The sequence below is a fragment of the Clostridium sp. CAG:265 genome (assembly GCF_000436575.1).
Lineage (GTDB): Bacteria > Bacillota > Clostridia > Clostridiales > Clostridiaceae > Clostridium > Clostridium lentum.
The window spans coordinates 21,090-39,865 of the sequence record NZ_FR886602.1; the positions used below are offsets into that span (position 1 = coordinate 21,090).

15 protein-coding genes and 1 other annotated feature are annotated in these 18,776 nt (G+C 29.7%); of the genes, 9 read left to right on the top strand and 6 right to left on the bottom strand.

Going from position 1 to position 18,776, the window contains the following annotated elements; translation table 11 throughout:
* Positions 1–28 precede the first annotated feature (28 nt).
* Positions 29–406: a TIGR04086 family membrane protein gene (locus tag Q5O29_RS04010; protein ID WP_022211712.1), complete on the top strand. Its 378-nt coding sequence runs from the start codon at positions 29–31 to the stop codon at positions 404–406.
* Positions 407–516: 110 nt separating this feature from the next.
* Here the strand turns inward: Q5O29_RS04010 and ytaF are convergent, their stop codons facing one another.
* From ytaF to Q5O29_RS04025, 3 genes are all read right to left on the bottom strand, one after another.
* Entirely contained in the window at positions 517–1,137 is a 621-nt protein-coding gene (gene ytaF / locus Q5O29_RS04015; RefSeq protein ID WP_022211713.1) for a sporulation membrane protein YtaF, read from the bottom strand.
* A 168-nt stretch (positions 1,138–1,305) separates the two neighbouring features.
* Positions 1,306–1,545, bottom strand: coding sequence for a hypothetical protein (locus Q5O29_RS04020; RefSeq protein ID WP_022168123.1), 240 nt, complete (start codon positions 1,543–1,545; stop codon positions 1,306–1,308).
* A gap of 82 nt (positions 1,546–1,627) precedes the next feature.
* Entirely contained in the window at positions 1,628–2,509 is an 882-nt protein-coding gene (locus Q5O29_RS04025; RefSeq protein WP_022211714.1) for an AraC family transcriptional regulator, read from the bottom strand.
* 128 nt (positions 2,510–2,637) lie between these two features.
* Between Q5O29_RS04025 and Q5O29_RS04030 the strand changes: the two genes are divergently transcribed.
* Together Q5O29_RS04030 and Q5O29_RS04035 are read left to right on the top strand one after the other, a co-directional pair.
* Entirely contained in the window at positions 2,638–3,195 is a 558-nt protein-coding gene (locus Q5O29_RS04030) for a maltose acetyltransferase domain-containing protein (RefSeq protein ID WP_022211715.1), read from the top strand.
* 15 nt (positions 3,196–3,210) lie between these two features.
* Positions 3,211–5,484 (top strand): glycoside hydrolase family 31 protein, encoded by a 2,274-nt coding sequence (locus tag Q5O29_RS04035; protein ID WP_022211716.1) that lies wholly within the window; start codon positions 3,211–3,213, stop codon positions 5,482–5,484.
* Between the two features lie 52 nt (positions 5,485–5,536).
* Here Q5O29_RS04035 and Q5O29_RS04040 read toward each other — a convergent pair whose 3' ends face one another.
* On the bottom strand, positions 5,537–6,706 hold the full coding sequence (locus Q5O29_RS04040; protein ID WP_022211717.1) for a M20 family metallopeptidase: 1,170 nt from the start codon (positions 6,704–6,706) through the stop codon (positions 5,537–5,539).
* A gap of 218 nt (positions 6,707–6,924) precedes the next feature.
* Here Q5O29_RS04040 and Q5O29_RS04045 point away from each other — a divergent pair, with 218 nt between their 5' ends.
* From Q5O29_RS04045 to Q5O29_RS04065, 5 genes are all read left to right on the top strand, one after another.
* Complete coding sequence (locus Q5O29_RS04045; RefSeq protein ID WP_302631112.1) at positions 6,925–10,011, top strand: DEAD/DEAH box helicase; 3,087 nt, start codon at positions 6,925–6,927, stop codon at positions 10,009–10,011.
* Positions 10,012–10,107: 96 nt separating this feature from the next.
* Positions 10,108–11,142 carry a M42 family metallopeptidase gene (locus Q5O29_RS04050; RefSeq protein WP_022211719.1) on the top strand — a complete coding sequence of 345 codons (1,035 nt, stop codon included), beginning with the start codon at positions 10,108–10,110 and terminating at the stop codon, positions 11,140–11,142.
* Positions 11,143–11,229: 87 nt separating this feature from the next.
* A complete protein-coding gene (locus Q5O29_RS04055) occupies positions 11,230–12,006 on the top strand; it encodes a nitroreductase family protein (protein ID WP_022211720.1) in 777 nt (258 codons plus the stop codon).
* A 257-nt stretch (positions 12,007–12,263) separates the two neighbouring features.
* Positions 12,264–13,193: an ABC transporter ATP-binding protein gene (locus Q5O29_RS04060; protein ID WP_022211721.1), complete on the top strand. Its 930-nt coding sequence runs from the start codon at positions 12,264–12,266 to the stop codon at positions 13,191–13,193.
* Entirely contained in the window at positions 13,186–14,445 is a 1,260-nt protein-coding gene (locus Q5O29_RS04065; RefSeq protein ID WP_022211722.1) for an ABC transporter permease, read from the top strand. The genes Q5O29_RS04060 and Q5O29_RS04065 overlap by 8 nt, the downstream gene beginning before the upstream one ends.
* Before the next feature lie 295 nt (positions 14,446–14,740).
* On the opposite strand, the gene Q5O29_RS04070 is transcribed toward Q5O29_RS04065, so the two are convergent.
* Together Q5O29_RS04070 and Q5O29_RS04075 are read right to left on the bottom strand one after the other, a co-directional pair.
* Entirely contained in the window at positions 14,741–15,469 is a 729-nt protein-coding gene (locus Q5O29_RS04070; RefSeq protein WP_022211723.1) for a phosphatase, read from the bottom strand.
* A 130-nt stretch (positions 15,470–15,599) separates the two neighbouring features.
* On the bottom strand, positions 15,600–16,262 hold the full coding sequence (locus tag Q5O29_RS04075) for a LysM peptidoglycan-binding domain-containing protein (protein WP_022211724.1): 663 nt from the start codon (positions 16,260–16,262) through the stop codon (positions 15,600–15,602).
* A 217-nt stretch (positions 16,263–16,479) separates the two neighbouring features.
* Positions 16,480–16,700 (top strand) — a binding site (T-box leader).
* Positions 16,701–16,853: 153 nt separating this feature from the next.
* Between Q5O29_RS04075 and thrS the strand changes: the two genes are divergently transcribed.
* Complete coding sequence (gene thrS, locus Q5O29_RS04080; protein ID WP_022211725.1) at positions 16,854–18,758, top strand: threonine--tRNA ligase; 1,905 nt, start codon at positions 16,854–16,856, stop codon at positions 18,756–18,758.
* Positions 18,759–18,776: the final 18 nt, after the last annotated feature.

Sequence of the window (18,776 nt, forward strand, 5' to 3'; positions counted from 1 at the left end):
TATTATGAAGCATAGGAGGTGTTTTTTTATGGACTGGAAGAATTATTTTTCTTGTGTCTTAAAGGGATTAATAGGTTCTATTGCAGTAACAGTAATTTTAACAGCAATATTATCTCTATTTATGACATTTGTTGAAATAAGTGAATCTATGTTTAGTGGCCTTTATGTTGTTATTACTTCGCTTGGTTTGGTATTTGGAACAATTTTAGCAGCAAAGCTTCATGGTAAAAACGGATGGTTAGTTGGACTAGCAGTGGGAGTATTCTTTTACATAGCACTATATATAACAGGAGTATTATTAGGTGCCAGCTCAAAGTTTGGACTTTATGAACTTATACGATTTGCATTATGTGTTATAGTAGGTTTTTTATCAGGAATGCTAGGAATAAATATAGGGGAAAGTTAGATATTTAATTATCTAGTATCTATTATCAATTTTAAAAAAATAAAATATCCTGAAAAATTTTATGGAAAAGATTAAATAAAAAGGCAGCTTACATTAGCTGTCTTTTAGTATTAAAAGAAAAATTCAAATATACCCATGGCTATTATGATAATTGCAGAAAATAGCGGTGAGTATTCACCAAAAATTTTTGATAAGTACCTTGATCCAAGTTTTAATCCTATGCTCATTGTAATGATGCTAAAAACAAAGGTTAAAATTGTGGTGAGAAATATGCTTATACCTGAAATACTAGCACCAATTCCTAAAGCAAGATTATTGATGCTTAAGGATAATGCTAAAGTTATTGCTTCACTTATTTCAATGTTTCCAGAGCCATTTATGTCGGCAGTTTTATTAAGATCAACTATCTCGTCATAATCTAAAGAGTTAATAAATTCTACTAAGTTTTCTTCCGTATGCTTATGCTTTTTTTTATAATAATCCCAAAGAATATATAAGCCTACTATTATTAATAAACTTGAACCTATATAGTTGCAAATGCCAGTGGGAATATAATCACAAATAAGGTGTCCTAAACACATAGCAAGAAATGTTGTTAACGTTACAATTATGGAAATTACTAAATTAATGATGAGTTTTATTCTAATTTGTTTTACTCCATAGGCAATGCCTATTATCAGACTGTCAATGCTTGAGGAAAATGCAAGTAAAATAGAAGAAAAAATATGCATTTTTATACTCCTTTAATTGATATAATATCTAATATATTCGAAAAAACTAAAATTAGTTACTTTAATCTTTTAAATTAATATTGTTATGAGATATATAGGTGATGAAGGAAATAAAAGATTTATCAATATGAATTTAAGCCCAGCACAATTTGCTGGGCTTAAATAATATTAGTAGTTAATTCCAGCAGCTTTGATGTTATTAACATCTCCTTGGCTACATGGTGTAACTCCATATGTCATATTACAATGAGGGCATCTATCAACTAATATTTCCATAGTAAAAGTTTGTCCACAAGAACAATTTATCTCATAAGCATTTCTTAATTTAAGATCAGCTTTTCCTTTACTTCTTACTAAATCTACTACAGCTTTTCCGTCATTTCCTAAGTTTGAACATCCACAACTCATTTTAGTACCTCCAAATTTAAATGTATATTTATTTTGCACATTTAGTATAACCTATTAAGGTATATTAAGGCAATATTAAAATTTATATATTATCCCTAAACTCTCTTGGAGTAAGATGATATTTTCTTTTAAATAACTTATTGAAATACGATAAATTGTTAAAGCCACATTCTAAAGAAATATCTGTAATAGAATAGGCAGTGGATTTTAATAATTCAGCAGCTTTTTCTAATCTATAGTTATTAATATATTTTAAACAAGAAGTACCAGAATATTTTTTAAAAAATCTCATAAAATAATATTCACTGAAATTACATAACTTAGAAATTTCTTTAATAGAAATATCTCTATTGTAATTTTCCTGTACATAATTAAGGATGGTTTTCATTTTATTTTGAATATCATTAGTAAGTTCACTATAGTTATTTTCTTTATGGACATAGTTATATTTATAGAAATTTGCAAAGAGGTTAAATAGCATGGATTTTAGTTCTAATTCATAAGCAATATCTTTTTTATCATATGTAGAAAGGATTTCCTTAATAATTGAATAAATTTTTTTATAACCAGAGCTTTCAGAATTGATTATTACAGGTAGCTTATAACTTTTATTCAGCAAAGGGGAAATATAATTTAGTGAGCATCCATCAGTAAGATGACTTTTAAGCAAATCAAGACTAAATATTATAGTTGTCCATTCCATATCATAACTGTTAATTTTATTGATGGCGTGAAGACTTTCAGGAGAAATAATAACAATATCTCCTTCATTCACTGTAAATGTAGCAAAATCTATTTTATATTCAGCTTTTCCCTTTAGGATTAAGGTCATTTCTATTTCCTTATGCCAATGCAATACCACATGAGGAAAGGCTTCTGTTATTTCACCTTTATAAGTGCTAAGCAAAATATTAAAATCTCCATGATTTTTATTTTCTTTTAAATTAAGTAAATCTGAATTCATAAATCCTCCTAGAGCAGTTTTGTTATATAAAAATGTAATTTTTAATGAAGTATTAAGGTAAAAGTTAATATATAATTACAGTATTATATTAATAATAACATAAATTGTTTATTAAAGAGGAGCTAATTATGAGAAGTGAGAAAGAAAAAATGGTTAATGGAGAAATGTATTTATCTGGAGATGAAACTTTAGTAAATGAAAGAATAAATGCTAGAAGACTTACGAGAATTTATAATAATACAATTGAAACTGAAATGGAGAAGAGAAAAGAAATATTAGAAGAACTTTTGGGAGAAGTAGGAGAAAATATATTTATTGAACCAACATTTAAGTGTGATTATGGATATAACATCAAAGTAGGTGATAATTTCTATGCCAATTTTGATTGCGTAATATTAGATGTATGTCCAGTTACTATAGGAAAAAATGTATTTTTAGCACCAGGTGTTCATATTTATACAGCCACTCATCCGCTAGATGCAGTAAAAAGATGTAGTGGTGCTGAATATGGTAAGGCAGTTACCATTGGTAATAATGTGTGGTTAGGTGGAAGAAGTATAATTACACCAGGTGTGACAATTGGAAATAATGTAGTTGTAGCAGCTGGAGCTGTTGTTGTTAAAGATGTGCCAGACAATGTAGTGGTAGGTGGGAACCCTGCTAAAATAATAAAAGAAAATATATAAGAATAAGAGGGTATTATGGTAGAAAAATTTGGAGAATTATTAAGTTATACTATTGATGAAAATACAGTAAGCGTTAATTATGAGAAAAGTACTGCATATATAAAGATTATTACGAAAGATATAATAAATTTCTTTGTACCAAAGATTTCCAAGGGAAGAAAATCTAAAGCTATAGAATATTTAGATAATAATATATGTAATTTTACAGTGGAGAAAAGAACAGGTGTTATCGACATTATCACAGAAGCTCTTATAATAAAAGTTTATGATGAATTTATGATAGATATATATACCATAGAAAATGAGCTTATATGTTCAGATCATCGAGGAAAAAGAAGTCCCTTTATAAGACGTAGTGGTGATTACACTTTACTAGAGGATGAAGGACATGAATATGCTAAAGAAGAAGAATTTAAAGTATTTGTCAAAAAAACTATGAATGAGGATACTTTATTTTATGGGTTAGGAGAGAGAACAGGCTCCTTAAATAAGCGAGGATATCATTATAAGAATTGGAATACAGATAATCCAGCGCCACATGGAGAAACCTTTGAAGCCTTATATAAATCTATTCCATTTCTAATAGCATTAGAAAAAGGAAATGCCTATGGAATATTCTTTGATAATCATTTTGAAACTCATTTTGATATGGGTAAGGAAAATAGTAATTATTATTACTTTTCAGCAGTAGATGGTAATATTGATTATTATTTTATTAATGGACCACAAATTAATAAAGTGGTAGAGCGATATACTTATCTTACAGGAAGAACACCTCTTCCAGCACTTTGGACATTAGGTTATGCTCAAAGTAGATGGTCATATGGCAATGAAGAAAGATTGATGGAAATTGCCAATAGCTTTAGGGAAAAAGATATTCCTTGCGATATCTTATATTTAGATATTGATTACATGGATAGATATAAAGTCTTTACTTGGAATAATAACAGGTTTAGTAATCCAGAGGAAATAATGAAAAAATTAAAGGAAAAGGGATTTAAGGTAGTGACAATTGTTGATCCAGGAGTTAAGAAGGAAAAAGGCTATAGTATATATGATGAAGGACTTAAAAAGGGATATTTTGCCACTGATAAAGATGGAGTGGTTTATGTTAATAAAGTATGGCCAGGCGATGCAGTATATCCTGATTTTATGAACAGTGCTGTGAGAAATTGGTGGGGGAATAATCAAAAAATAATGTTAGATTCAGGTGTATCAGGTATCTGGAATGACATGAATGAACCAGCAAGCTTTAATGGACCATTGCCAGATGATGTAATGTTTAATGATGATGGAGTTCCTATGGCCCACAAAGAAGCTCATAATATTTATGGTCATATGATGGCGAAAGCCACTTATGAAGGTTTAAAGAAAGCTACAGGAAAAAGGCCATTTATCGTAACTCGTGCATGTTATTCTGGTACACAAAAGTATTCAACTATATGGACAGGAGATAACCAAAGTACTTGGGAACATCTTAGAATGTCACTACCAATGCTTATGAATTTAGGATTAAGTGGATTAGCATATTGCGGTACTGATGTAGGTGGATTTGGATTTGATTGTACTGGAGAGTTATTAAGTAGATGGGTGCAAGTTGGTACATTTACACCATTTTTTAGAAACCATTCTTCACTGGCAACTAGGGATCAGGAACCTTGGGCTTTTGATAGGGAAACAGAAGAAATAAATAGAAAATATATTAAATTAAGATATAAGTTTATTCCATATTTATATGATGCTTATAGAAAATGCGAGCTTGATGGTACACCAATATTTAAGCCATTATTATACAACTATCAATATGATAAAAATACTTATGAAATAAATGATGAGTTTTTATTTGGTGATAATATATTAGTAGCACCTGTAGTAGAGGCTGGTGCTAGGAAGAGGCTTGTATATTTACCTCAAGGTGATAGTTGGATAGATTATTGGACTAAGGATGAATTTACTGGTGGTCAGTATATCATAAAAGATGCACCGCTAGATACATGTCCTATTTATATAAAGTCTGGATCTATAATTCCTATTATGGAGGAAATGAACTATATAGGTGAAAAGGAAAATAATATGCTTCATTTAGAAATCTATGGATCAAATAATGGGGTAGAGCATATGGCATATACTCATTATTGCGATGATGGTGAAAGCTTTAATTATAGAAATGGAGAGTATAATGAATATAGGATAGAAGTTTCAATGGAAGAGGAAATGAAGGTAAAACTAAATCTTATTCATGATGGATACAATAGAAAATATGAAAGCTATGACTATATGATTTTTTAATACTCTAAAAGGGAGCCTAGATAGTAAGGCTCCCTTTTAATATTGAAAATTATTATGTTTTTGATAAAGCTTCTAAAGCATAAGCTAAGTATAATTGTGTGCCAATAATCACTGATTTTTCATCTATATTAAACTTTTCACTATGGTTAGGGTGATCACAGCCAATTTCATCATTGCCACTACCTACAAAGGCAAAAGCACCAGGAATCTTTTTCTGATATATGGAAAAATCTTCTCCTAGCATTATAGGAGGCGTTTTAATGAAAGTATTGTCAGTAAAGATTTTTTTTGCACCATTAAGAGCGGTATTTACCACATTTATATCATTAATTACTGCTGGATGGGCAGAAGATTCATAGTCAATATTTACAGTAGCTCCGTAACTTAGGGCAGTAGCATAGCTAATACGCTCAATGGATGCTTTTATATGTTTAGCAGTGGAAACGGAAAAAGTACGTACTGTACCTTCAATAAAGGCTTTACTGGAAATAATATTATGAGTTGAGCCAGATTCAATATGGCCAACGGTTACTACGGCATTATCAAGAGGATCTATCTCACGGCTGATAATTGATTGGAGGTTCATGAGTATGGCAGCGCAAACTAAAGAAGCGTCAATGCATTGGTGAGGAGTGCCAGCATGTCCAGCTTTACCGTTTATATGAATGATGAATTTATCTGAGGCAGCCATTCTAGCACCAGATTCTATAGAGAGTTTTCCACAGTCTATGTCAGTAAATACATGTAGGCCAAATATTTCATCCACATTATCTAAATAACCATGTTCACATATTAGTTTTGCGCCTTTGGCATTTTCTTCAGAAGGTTGGAATATAAGAAGTACTTTTCCTGGAAGAAGATCTTCATATTTTTTTAATACGATGGCAGCACCTATAAGTGAAGCCATATGGGCATCATGACCACAAGCGTGCATAATTCCTTTATTAATTGAAGCATAAGGTACACCAGTATTTTCAGTTATTTTTAAACCATCCATATCACAGCGTAAGGCAATGGTTCTACCTTGATTATTACCGATGGAAGCAATTACTTCCGTTTTTACTTCATTTAAATATGGAACATTTATCTTCTTAAGTTCTTCTTGAATTTTTTTACTTGTTTTAAATTCTTGCATACTTAGTTCAGGATACATATGAAAATATTTCCTTAAGTTTTTAATATAGTTAGCAATAAGTTTTGTTTCAACTACAATATCAATCATTTTAAATTCCTCAAAAAATAATATACCTAATATATATATGCAATACCCATAAAAAAATCTTTTATAAGAAATAAGATAGGGTATATTGATAAAATATAATGGAAAAAAATATATTTATTATAGAATCCAATAAAGAATAAGATAGATTATTAGTAGATGCAGTTATTTTTATTGTGCTATAATTGTGTATAAAATATAGAGGAATCGGGGTGAAATTTATGGATTTGAATGAAATGCTTGACCTTATATTACTATCAGGATCAAAGATAAGTAGAATTGAAGGAAAAAGGCTTTATCAAAATAAATTTGTAAGTGATATTAAAGGTAAGAAGATAGAAAGTATATATCATATATATGGAAAAGTTAAAGATGAAAAAATTGAGAAGTATTATAATGTTCACATAAAAGTTGACTTACCAAATAAAAAAATTTCAGGTGAAAATTGTAGTTGTGAGGATTTCTTAGATAATAAATATGTACATAGAGATTTTAAATGTAAGCATATGATGGCTGTGGCCTATAAATTTTATATGATAGCAAAAAAGAATGAAAAGAAAAAAGGTAGTAAGGAGCCTATAAAGATTGAAAAAGTTTCCCTTAAAATAGAGCCAAGGCTTAAAGCTATTAAGGAAAATGGTCATGAAAAGTATATTGCTCAGTTGTGGATTGGTGATAGTTCATTAGCACTTATGAAATCTATTAATGAGTTTATTTATTGCATGGAAAATAAGAAATTTTTAAGCCTTAATGATAATTTTGTGTATAATCCTCATAAACATATACTTAATGAAGAGGCAGAAAGAATCATCAGTTATATTAATAAAAATATAATCAGCAAAGATTCCAAGGGAAAAAGGATAATAGGAAGATACTTTGAAATTAAAGCAGATGAGTTGAAAGAATTTTTAATGCTTTTAGAGGATAACAAAAGTATCATCTTTAATTATGATTATGTTAATTATAAGGCAGAAGTTATTAAGAAAGTGCTGCCAATACATTTTAATATAAAGATTAAAGAAGGAAAAATATCAGTAACAACTACCAATAAGATGCCAATTCCTTTAAATGATTCTTTAGATGTATTTTTATATGACAGAAAAATATATGTTCCTACTAAAGAGCAAATCAAATTTTTAAAAGTAATCTATAAGCCGTTGATGGATAAAGGACAGGTTATGATTGCTAATAATGAGGAAAGTTTAGTGAAAATTTTAACAATTCTTTCTAATATAACAGAGGACATATCCTTAGGAGAAGGAGTTAAAAGATTAGTTAAAGGTTTAATAAAACCAGAATTTTATTTCATTAAGGCTAATGATGAAATTTATTGCAAGGTAGATATAAATTATCCCGTAGGAAAAATAACATTGCTTGAAGACGTAAGTAAATTGAGTTTTATCCGTGACAAGATATATGAAGAAAAAATTGTTATGGAAATGGAAAAACTTAAATTTATTAAAGAGGCTAACAAATTTAAATTTATTGGGCAAGATGAAGATATATATGATTTGCTTTCAGTTAGATTTAAAGAACTTTTAAAAGAAGGTAAGGTATACCTGAACAATGCCTTTAAAGATATAAGACTTATTAAAGGAAAAGACTTAGAATATTCATTTATTGAAGAGGAGGATGGATATTATTTTAAGGTAAAGGACTTCACCATTAAAGAGTTAAATTTTGTTTTAAACCAGATGAAAAACAAAAAGGGATTTTATAAGACAAAAAATAATAACTATCTTGATTTGAAAGATAAGACAGTAATTAGAATATTAAATATCTTAGATAGTTTAGATATATCTGATGATAATATAACGATAGATAAAAATAAGATGCTTTATATAAATGAAAGTTTAAAAAATCAAGGAACAGCTTTTGATAAAGGTGAAGAAACCATAAAGGAACTTGATAAAGGCTTAAGTAATAGGCAACAGAGGGAAGTACCTGATGATTTAAATGCCAAACTTAGAAACTATCAAGTAGAAGGATTTAATTGGCTTAATGAAATTGCCAACTTGAAGGTTGGAGGAATATTAGCTGATGAAATGGGATTAGGAAAGACAATTCAAATAATAGCTTTTCTATTAAGTCAAAAAGGTAAAAAATCAATTGTTATTACACCTACATCTCTTATATATAACTGGCGAGATGAGTTTAATAAATTTGCACCAAGTCTTAAGGTGGGAATAATTCATGGAGATAAAAAAAGCAGGTCTGTAATGATGGAAAAAGAGTTTGATGTAATTGTAACTACCTATGGTCTTATAAAAAATGACTATGAATATTATAAGGAAAAGGAATTTGATTTCTGTATTATAGATGAGGCTCAAAATATTAAAAATTCAAAGGCACAAAACACCAAGTATGTTAAAGCAATAAAAGCTAGTTGCCGTATAGCATTAAGTGGAACACCTATGGAAAATAATTTAATGGAATTATGGTCAATTTTTGATTATATCATGCCAGGATATTTGTTAAGTGAGGCAAAATTTAAAGAAAAATATCTTAAAGAAGATATGTATGATGAGCTTAAAGAGCTTATTAAGCCATTTATATTAAGAAGGCTAAAAAAGGATGTAATTGATGAATTGCCAAATAAGATTGAAAAGAAATTCATGGTAGAGATGAAGGAAAATCAAAAGGCCGTTTATCAGTCTTATATAAAAGAAGTGAGGCAAAAGTTATATAGCGGAGAAGATAATAAGATTACCGTATTTTCTTATCTAACTAAGCTAAGGCAATTATGCTTAGATCCATCACTTATTTTAGATGATTATGTAGGGAGAAGTGCTAAAATAGAAGCAGCTCTAAATATTGTAAATATGGCAATTGTAGAAAATAGAAAGGTACTTATTTTTTCACAATTTACATCTGTGCTACAGAAATTAGGTAGTGAATTATCAGAAAAAAATATAGGATATTTATATTTAGATGGTAGTACAAAAGCTAATAAAAGAGTGGAGATGGTGAAGGAGTTTAATGAAAGTGAAGATTTAAAGATATTCTTAATTTCTTTAAAAGCAGGAGGTACTGGCCTTAACCTTACATCTTCAGATTTAGTGCTACATTTTGATCCTTGGTGGAATCCAGCCATTGAAGATCAAGCTACCGATAGAGCTCATAGAATTGGCCAGCAGAATATTGTTGAAGTAATCAAGCTTATAGCTAAAGATTCTGTGGAAGAAAATATCATAAGACTGCAAGAGGATAAGAGAGAACTAATTAATAAAGTCATAAGTGGTGAGGAAATAGGAAGTAATGTCATAGGAAAGCTTTCCAGAGATGAAATAATAGATTTATTTAGTTAATTCTAAATAATATATAGATGTAATTTATATTTATTGACCAAAGAAGGAAAATAGTTTTAAATAGATTATGTAAAGAAGAGTTGGGAGGAAATGGTTATGAAATATAATGTGAATAGAGAGTTTCTATTAAATACGTCAAAGGAAATATTAAGTTTTAATAGTCCAACAGGATTTTGTTTTGAAATAATAGATAAAATTGAAGAAATGTTAAAGCCTTATGGATATAATTTTCAAAGAACTAATAAAGGTTGTGCAGTTATAACAATACCAGGAGAAAGTAATGAGAGAGTTGTAGGGCTTTCTGCTCATGTGGATACTTTAGGAGCTATGGTTCGTTCAATAACAGGTAGCGGAACATTAAGATTCACTCTTTTAGGTGGACCTATAGTACCTACTTTAGATGGAGAATATTGTACTATAAGAACAAGAGAAGGTAAGCTTTATACTGGTACTTTCTTAAGTACAAGTCCTGCTGCCCATGTTTTTAAAGATGCCAGCACTAAAAAAAGAGATGATGAAAACATGGAAGTTAGAATTGATGAAGTGGTAAAGTCAAAAGAAGATGTAGAAAAGCTAGGTATAGCACCAGGCGATTTTATTTTTATAGATCCAAAGACTACCATAACAGAATCAGGCTTTATTAAATCAAGATTCATTGATGATAAGGGAAGCGTATCAGCACTTATAGCTATGATTGAAATGTTTAAAAGAGAAGATATAACTCCAAAGTATACTACCAAGATACTTATTTCTACTTATGAAGAAGTAGGACATGGAGCAGCATATATACCAGCAGATATAACTGAAATGATTTCAGTGGATATGGGATGCATAGGAGAAGATTTAAGCTGTAGTGAATATGATGTTTCAATTTGTGCTAAAGATTCAAGTGGCCCATATGACTATAATATGGTAACGGAGCTAGTAAACTTAGCTAAGAAAAATGAATTAAGCTATGCAGTGGATATATATCCAATGTATGGTTCTGATGTTAGTGCTGCTTTAAGAGGTGGAAATGATATTAGAGGGGCATTGATAGGGCCAGGAGTACATGCTTCCCATGGTATGGAAAGGACCCATGTTTCAGCTCTTGAGAATACAATTAAGTTATTAACAGCATATTTAGTTTAACAACAGAAAATTTAAAGCCATAGTATTAACTATGTCTTTTAGTTTAAGTAATAGATAAGTGGTTAAAAGAGGAAATGAGGGGTATTTATGAATGAAACAATTTGTACCATAATGAAAAGAGGCTCTTTAAGGAGATATAAGGAAGAAAATATATCAGATGAGCATTTAGATATTATCTTAAATGCTGCCATGAGGGCACCAACAGCTGGTAATATGATGACATATTCAATAATTACTGTAAGAAAAGAGGAAACAAAGAAAAAATTAGCTATAAGCTGTGATAATCAGCCTTTTATAGCAAAGGCACCTTTAATATTGATTTTCTTAGCTGATTATAGCAAATGGTATAAATATTATGAAGTAAATGGTGTAAGAGAATTTCAAAAGGATAGAGGAGAAACCTTTGCTGGGCCTTCTGCTGGAAGCTTTGTTCTGGCAGTACAAGATGCAGTAATAGCAGCAGAAAATGCAGTAATAGCAGCAGAAAGTCTTGGGATTGGTTCTTGCTATATTGGAGACATAATGGAACAAAAGGAATATCATAAGACATTGTTTAATTTGCCAGAATATGTGTTTCCAGTGGCAATGCTTACTTTAGGATATTATCCAGAAGATTACATGGTGCCATTAAAAGAGAGGTTTGCGGAAAAATATGTAGTCTTTGAAGAAAGATATAATGAGCTTTCCAAGGAAGATATTGATGATATGTTTAGAAAAAGGGATCAATTATTTACTGCAAAGAATAAATATAATGCTAAAAACTATGCGCAAATGCATTATAATTTTAAGGTAAAAGCACCATTTTCTAAAGAAATGCAAAGGTCTGTAGAAGAAGCATTAAAGGAATGGGATAAAAAGGAATAAGGAAAAATTTTAATACCATAAGATAAAATTAAGCAGCGGAAGTAATCTCAAACCGCTGCTTTAGTGTTTTAGGGAATTAATCATAGGAAAAATTGACAATGAGGGCAAATATGATTATGATGGATGTAAAAAGTATATGGAAATTCAATACATGTATTGAAAAATGTGTATAGAATTTTATTAGGAAAAAGTTGACAAAGTGTTATTTATAATGTAATATGAGTTATACAATACTACATAAAAGGGAGGAGAAAACTTTGAGTGCGTTAAAATTAGAGGTAAAAGGTTTAAAGAAGGTTTTTGGCGAAACTGAAGTTCTACATGGAATATCTTTTACAGTAGAAAGTGGAAAAGCCTTAGGGTTATTAGGAAGAAATGGTGCAGGTAAAACAACAACAATTCGTATATTGATGGATGTTTTCAGAGCAAATAGTGGGGAAATATTAATAAATGGGAAAAAATTCAAACCATTGGATTATAAGATAGGATATCTGCCAGAAGAAAGAGGTTTATATCCTAAAAGAAAGGTTGCAGAACAAATAATTTATCTTGCTACTTTAAGAGGATTATCTAAAAAGGAAGCAAAAGAAAATACTTATAAGTGGCTTAAAAAATTAGGTGTAGAAGAGTATGCAGATAGAAAATTAGATACATTATCAAAAGGTAATCAACAAAAAGTGCAATTGGCTCAGACACTGGTAGCTAATCCAGAAATAGTAATACTTGATGAACCTTTCAGTGGACTAGATCCTGTTAATTCACAAATATTGAAAGATTGTATCAATGAACTTATTGCAGATAATAAGTTAGTAATTTTCTCAAGCCATCAAATGAGCTATGTAGAAGAGTTTTGTGAAGACATTGCCATAGTTAATAAGGGAGAAATTATTCTAAGTGGTAACCTAAAGGACATAAAAAAGAAATTTGGTGAAAATAGGCTTGTATTAAGTGCTTGCAACTATTCATTAGAGAAATTAAAGGAATTTTGTGAAAATGATTTTTCTAATCTTGTTAGTGTAAATCAAGTTAAAAAGGAATTTATCGTATTGGAATTAAAGAAAGATATAAGTAAGAAACAGCTACTTTTAGCACTTATAAATAGTGGAGTAGATATAGAAAAGTTTGGTGAATATGAGCCTACCCTTACTGATATATTTGTTTTGAAAGCAGGTGATAATAATGAATAATTTTTTTAAGGTAGTAGGATTTGAATTAAACAATTATTTTAAAAGTAAGGCATATATACTGACAACAGTTTTAATTACAGCTTTTTTGATAGTAGGAATATGTCTACCATCAATGGTAGATTTATCAGGTATTATTCCACAGCTAGCTACAGAAGAAAAAGCTGAAGAAGATGAAAAAGCAAAGTCAGAGGAAGATAAAAGTAAATATGCCATTTATGATGAAAATAATATAATAGATATGGAGTATTTAAAGAGTTTTTATCCAAATTCAGAATGGCAAACAGCAAGTAGTAATGATGAATTGGAAAAATTAGTGAAAGATGGACAAGTTGAAGGTGGATTTGAAGTTGAAAGCCTTACAAAGTATACATACTTTGTAAAAAATAAAGGATTACATGATTCAGAACAAGCTATTTTTGACCAAGCTTTAGGATATATGTATAAGCAACAAGCTATAAGTGAAAAGGGACTTGATTTTAATGAAATAAATACAATATATAATATGCCAATAGAATCAGATATTAATGTTCTTGGAAAAGATAGTTCAGAAAACTACTTCTATGCTTATATATTAGTGTTTGTTTTATACTTTATGATAATCATGTATGGACAGCTTATAGCAACATCAGTTGCTTCAGAAAAAAGCAGCCGTGCTATGGAAATATTAGTAACAAGTACATCAACAAATAGCTTGATTTTTGGGAAGGTAATTGCAGGTACTATTGCCAGTGTTATTCAAGTAGGAGTAATGCTTGGGGGTGGAGTTATTACTTATAAAGTCAATGGAGTAGCTTGGAATGGGTTATTAGATAACTTTCTTGCTATACCAGCAAATATAGTACTAACATTTGCAGTCTTTGGGCTTATAGGATATATATTCTATGCATTTATTTATGCAGCATTAGGTGCGCTTGTATCAAAAACAGAGGATATTGGTAAGAGTATTGGAAGTATCAACTTTGTATTTGTGATTGGATTCTTTATTGCTTTATTTGGATTAATGAATCCTGATAATGTAATTGTTAAGGTGGCATCATATGTTCCATTTACTTCATGTATGACTATAGTTACTCGTGTAGCTCTAGGATCTATTTCAATAATGGAAATGATAGTTTCAGCATTGATTTTAATAGTATCAACTTTATTAGTTGGAGTATTAGCATCAAAAATATATAGAATGGGTACTTTAAGATATGGTAATCCTATAAAATTAACTCATGCAATAAAATCTTTAAGAAAAAAAGAGGATTAATATAATATATAGGATAGCCTTTTAGGCTATCTTGTATTTTGTAAATAAAATTAGATAAATATATTTACAAAATGTAAAATATGTATTATTATGGAATGGTAATAAGTTATGTTTTTTTATTAGGTATATAGGGGCATCGTTCAACGGTAGGACAACGGATTCTGACTCCGTCAATGTTGGTTCGATTCCGACTGCCCCCGCCAAGAGCTTATATAAAAAAGATGGGAAAGCTTTTTATTAAAGTTTTTCCATCTTTTTTATTTATATATTAAGTAAAAGGGAGGTTATCAAGTTATTATAAATCTGACAATCTACCTTTAGATTTAAGGTGCGCTATTAATTTTTCAGGATCATTCATTACTAGTTCCTCTGGCATTTGTATTTCCTTTAAAAGCTCAATTCCTTTATTAAATACCCCTATGCATGTGTTAATATGAGCATCAGAAGTTAAAATTACCTTTGTGCCTATTTCTTTGCAAAGAAGGGCAACTTTTTTGCAGTTTACATCACTACCAATTCTTGATGAACCAAGTAATGAACTATTATTTATTTCAATCATAATGTCTTTTTCTTTAGCTTTTTTTATTATGGCTTCATAATTCAGCTGATAGTTAGGATTTCCTAGATGTCCTAGGATTTCTACTTTATCATATTTATCCATAACATTTAATATGGCTAATGTATTTTCTTCCCTTGATCTAGGTTTGAATACAGGTTCATGGAATGAAGCAATCATATAATCAAGATTTTTTGATGCTTCATCTGACATATCTAATGAACCTTCAATGTCTAATATATTGGCTTCACAACCTTTTAAGATGGTAACTCCGTTTATAACTCTAGGAACAACCTTTAAGTTACCAAAGTACCAATAGTGTGGAGCACCAGGCATAGAAGGTGCATGTTCAGAAGTACCTAAAACTTTTATACCTTTTTCTGCACAATAATTTATATTTTCTAATAATGTTGTATATGCATGCCCACTAACTATACTATGGGTATGTAAATCAGATAAATATTTCATATAATTCTCCTTAAAATATTAAATATATTAATATACTTATATAACTTAGTATAGTTGGAAAAAGAAGTTTAATCAACTATTGTTAAGAATATCTTAAAATATTTAGAGAAAGTTTAACAAAAAATATAAATTATACACTCAAAGCTGGTAGAAATATAGTTTCTCCTAAAGGAAGCACATTATTTGGAAGCTCATTTAAATCAATGATAAAGTTCATAAAATTATCTATATCATAATTTTTATAATAAGTATCTCTTATCTTATACCAGGAATCCCCTTCCTTAATTTTATATAAAGTACCACTTACAAAAGTACTTTCAGGTATTTTTAATGTATTTCCAATGGTTAGCTCTTCAGGGTTGGTAATATTATTAATAAGAGTAACCAAATTTATGCTGGTGTTTAAATTGCAGTAAGTATTATATTTGCTACATATAGAAGTTAGTGTATCGCCTTCTTTAATTGTATAGTTTACACAACTAAGTGATGAGGCAAAATCATTTAGTGAAAGGTAAGTCATATTAGCTGTTACTGTTGAAGCTGAAGAACCAGTGGTACTTGCTTCAGAATCAGTGGTAGTGGGTTCAGTATTCTTATTGCTGCTATTATTTTTAGAACCATTAGAATTTGAACTATTATTGGAAACATTAGTATCAGTATCATTACTTCCACTAGTACTGGTAGATGAAGTGTTTTTTATAAGCGATTTATCACTATAATTAAAGTAAAGAAAAGCTGGTATACTTATTATTAAGACTATGACAATTCCAATAATTATTTTAGTATGTTTCATTTTTCTCCCTCCTTCAATAAATTTATCTACAAGTATATCCAAAAGTATTTTAAAATATTCAAGTAAAATATTTACTCTTGACATAAAATATATTTAGTTAAAGAGAAGAAAATAAAGAATTTATTGTAAAAAATATACAAAAATGATAATATAATATTATAAAATAATTATAAAAATTAATTTTTTGAGAATAATAAATAAAAGAGTAAGTTAATAGTAAATTGCGATGAAAAGGAAGAGTATTATAAAAATACAGTTTACAGAGAGGAAATGACTTGGCTGAAATCATTTCTAAATATGATTTATAAGAAGACTATCCTTGAGCTATGGTTTAGTATCATATGAGAAATGCCATCGGCAACGCCGTTATAAAAATAAGATGAATTAAATTTTAATTTAATTTGGGTGGAACCACGGATATAAGCATTCGTCCCATTTGTTTGGGATGGATGTTTTTTATATTTATTAAACAAAAGAAAGTAATAAAAGTTATAACAATATAAAAGAAAATAAAGGTAAAGAGAATTTTGTAAAAAGAAAGGAAGTGAAAAATAATAGTTATCATTATTTTCGGTAGCTATTATATAGATTATGATAAAAGTAAAATTAATTGATGGATGTATGAAAGAAATAGAGGAAGGTAGCAATGGTTATTCTCTAGCAGCATCAATAAGTAAAAAACTTGCTAAGGAAGCAATAGCTGCAAAAATTAACGGTAAGTTAGTAGATTTAAATCATGGCCTTAAAAATGATGATAAAGTGGAAATAATTACAGCAGATAGTGAAGATGGTATAGAAATAATTAGGCACTCTACTGCTCATGTAATGGCTCAGGCGGTAAAAAGAATTTATGGTAATGTAAAACTTGCTATAGGACCTACTATTAAAAATGGGTTTTATTATGATTTTGATTTAGATATATCACTTACTCAGGATGATCTTAAAAAGATAGAAGATGAAATGAATAAAATAATAAATGAGGATTTAAAGTTTAAGAGAGATGATGTTTCAAAGGAAGAAGCTTTAAAGATTATGAGTGAAAAAGGCGAGTATTATAAAGTTGAGCTTATTAATGCTCTTGATGAAAGTGAAAAGATTTCTTTATATGAGCAGGGAGATTTTACAGATCTTTGTAGAGGACCACATATTCCATCTACAAAGTTTATTAAAGCCTTTAAGCTTACTTCTGTTGCAGGAGCATATTGGAGAGGCAGTGAAAAAAATAAGATGCTGCAAAGAATTTATGGAGTGGCATTTTCATCTAAAAAGGAATTAGAGAAATATTTAAATATGATAGAAGAGGCTAAGAAAAGGGAGCATAGAAAGCTTGGCAGAGAGTTAAAGCTTTTTGAAATAATGGATGAAGGGCCTGGATTCCCATTTTTCTTACCAAAGGGAGTTATATTAAAGAACATCTTAATTGATTATTGGAGAAAACTTCATAATGAAGCAGGATACGTTGAAATAGAAACTCCTATAATGCTTAACAAAGAGCTTTGGATTAGATCAGGACATTGGGATCATTATAAAGAAAACATGTATACTTCCATGATTGATAACAAAGAATTTGCTTTAAAACCAATGAATTGTCCAGGAGGAATGCTTGTTTATAAGAGTGAAGGGCATTCATATAGAGATTTACCACTTAGAGTAGGAGAACTTGGAAGGGTTCATAGACATGAGATTTCAGGAGCATTGCATGGGCTTATGAGAGTAAGAGCTTTTACTCAGGATGATGCACATATATTTATGTTACCTGAACAAATAAAATCTGAAATTCTCGGAGTAATAAAGCTTATTGATGAAGTGTATGACACATTAGGATTTAAATACAATGTAGAGCTTTCAACTAGGCCGGAAGACTCCATGGGAAGTGATGAAGAATGGAATATGGCAGAACGATCATTAAAAGAAGCACTAGATGAAGGTGGACTAGATTATAAGATTAATGAAGGAGATGGAGCTTTTTATGGACCTAAGATAGACTTTCATATTGAAGATAGCTTAGGCAGAAGCTGGCAATGTGGAACTATCCAGCTTGATTTTCAATTACCACAAAGATTTGAACTGGAATATATAGGCAGCGATGGAGAAAAGCATAGACCAATAGTTATTCATAGAGTAATCTTTGGAAGTATTGAAAGATTTATTGGTATCCTAATTGAACATTTTGCAGGAAAATTTCCAGTATGGATTTCACCTATACAGGTAAAGGTTCTACCAATTTCCGATAGTTTTATGGAATATGGCCATGAAGTTATTGATAAATTAAGAAAATATGGTATAAGATGTGAAATAGATAATAGAAGTGAAAAGATAGGTTATAAGATTAGGGAAGCAAGAAATGAAAGAGTACCTTATATGATTATTGTAGGTGAAAAAGAGAAAAATCATGGAAATATTTCTTTAAGAAGTAGGGATATGGGAGAGGAGGGAAGCACATCACTAGAAGAATTTATTACAAGAGTGTTAAAAGAAGACCAGGAAAAGAAATAATATTAAATTAATTTAAGA

What these genes read in the sequence shown, in the direction of transcription:
- Q5O29_RS04030 (WP_022211715.1), top strand. Translation starts at nt 2,638, where the DNA reads ATGAGAAGTGAGAAAGAAAAAATGGTTAATGGAGAAATGTATTTATCT.
- Q5O29_RS04025 (WP_022211714.1), bottom strand. Translation starts at nt 2,509, where the DNA reads ATGAATTCAGATTTACTTAATTTAAAAGAAAATAAAAATCATGGAGAT.
- ytaF (WP_022211713.1), bottom strand. Translation starts at nt 1,137, where the DNA reads ATGCATATTTTTTCTTCTATTTTACTTGCATTTTCCTCAAGCATTGAC.
- Q5O29_RS04075 (WP_022211724.1), bottom strand. Translation starts at nt 16,262, where the DNA reads ATGAAACATACTAAAATAATTATTGGAATTGTCATAGTCTTAATAATA.
- Q5O29_RS04020 (WP_022168123.1), bottom strand. Translation starts at nt 1,545, where the DNA reads ATGAGTTGTGGATGTTCAAACTTAGGAAATGACGGAAAAGCTGTAGTA.
- Q5O29_RS04055 (WP_022211720.1), top strand. Translation starts at nt 11,230, where the DNA reads ATGAATGAAACAATTTGTACCATAATGAAAAGAGGCTCTTTAAGGAGA.
- Q5O29_RS04035 (WP_022211716.1), top strand. Translation starts at nt 3,211, where the DNA reads ATGGTAGAAAAATTTGGAGAATTATTAAGTTATACTATTGATGAAAAT.
- Q5O29_RS04050 (WP_022211719.1), top strand. Translation starts at nt 10,108, where the DNA reads ATGAAATATAATGTGAATAGAGAGTTTCTATTAAATACGTCAAAGGAA.
- Q5O29_RS04045 (WP_302631112.1), top strand. Translation starts at nt 6,925, where the DNA reads ATGGATTTGAATGAAATGCTTGACCTTATATTACTATCAGGATCAAAG.
- Q5O29_RS04010 (WP_022211712.1), top strand. Translation starts at nt 29, where the DNA reads ATGGACTGGAAGAATTATTTTTCTTGTGTCTTAAAGGGATTAATAGGT.
- Q5O29_RS04040 (WP_022211717.1), bottom strand. Translation starts at nt 6,706, where the DNA reads ATGATTGATATTGTAGTTGAAACAAAACTTATTGCTAACTATATTAAA.
- Q5O29_RS04070 (WP_022211723.1), bottom strand. Translation starts at nt 15,469, where the DNA reads ATGAAATATTTATCTGATTTACATACCCATAGTATAGTTAGTGGGCAT.
- Q5O29_RS04065 (WP_022211722.1), top strand. Translation starts at nt 13,186, where the DNA reads ATGAATAATTTTTTTAAGGTAGTAGGATTTGAATTAAACAATTATTTT.
- thrS (WP_022211725.1), top strand. Translation starts at nt 16,854, where the DNA reads ATGATAAAAGTAAAATTAATTGATGGATGTATGAAAGAAATAGAGGAA.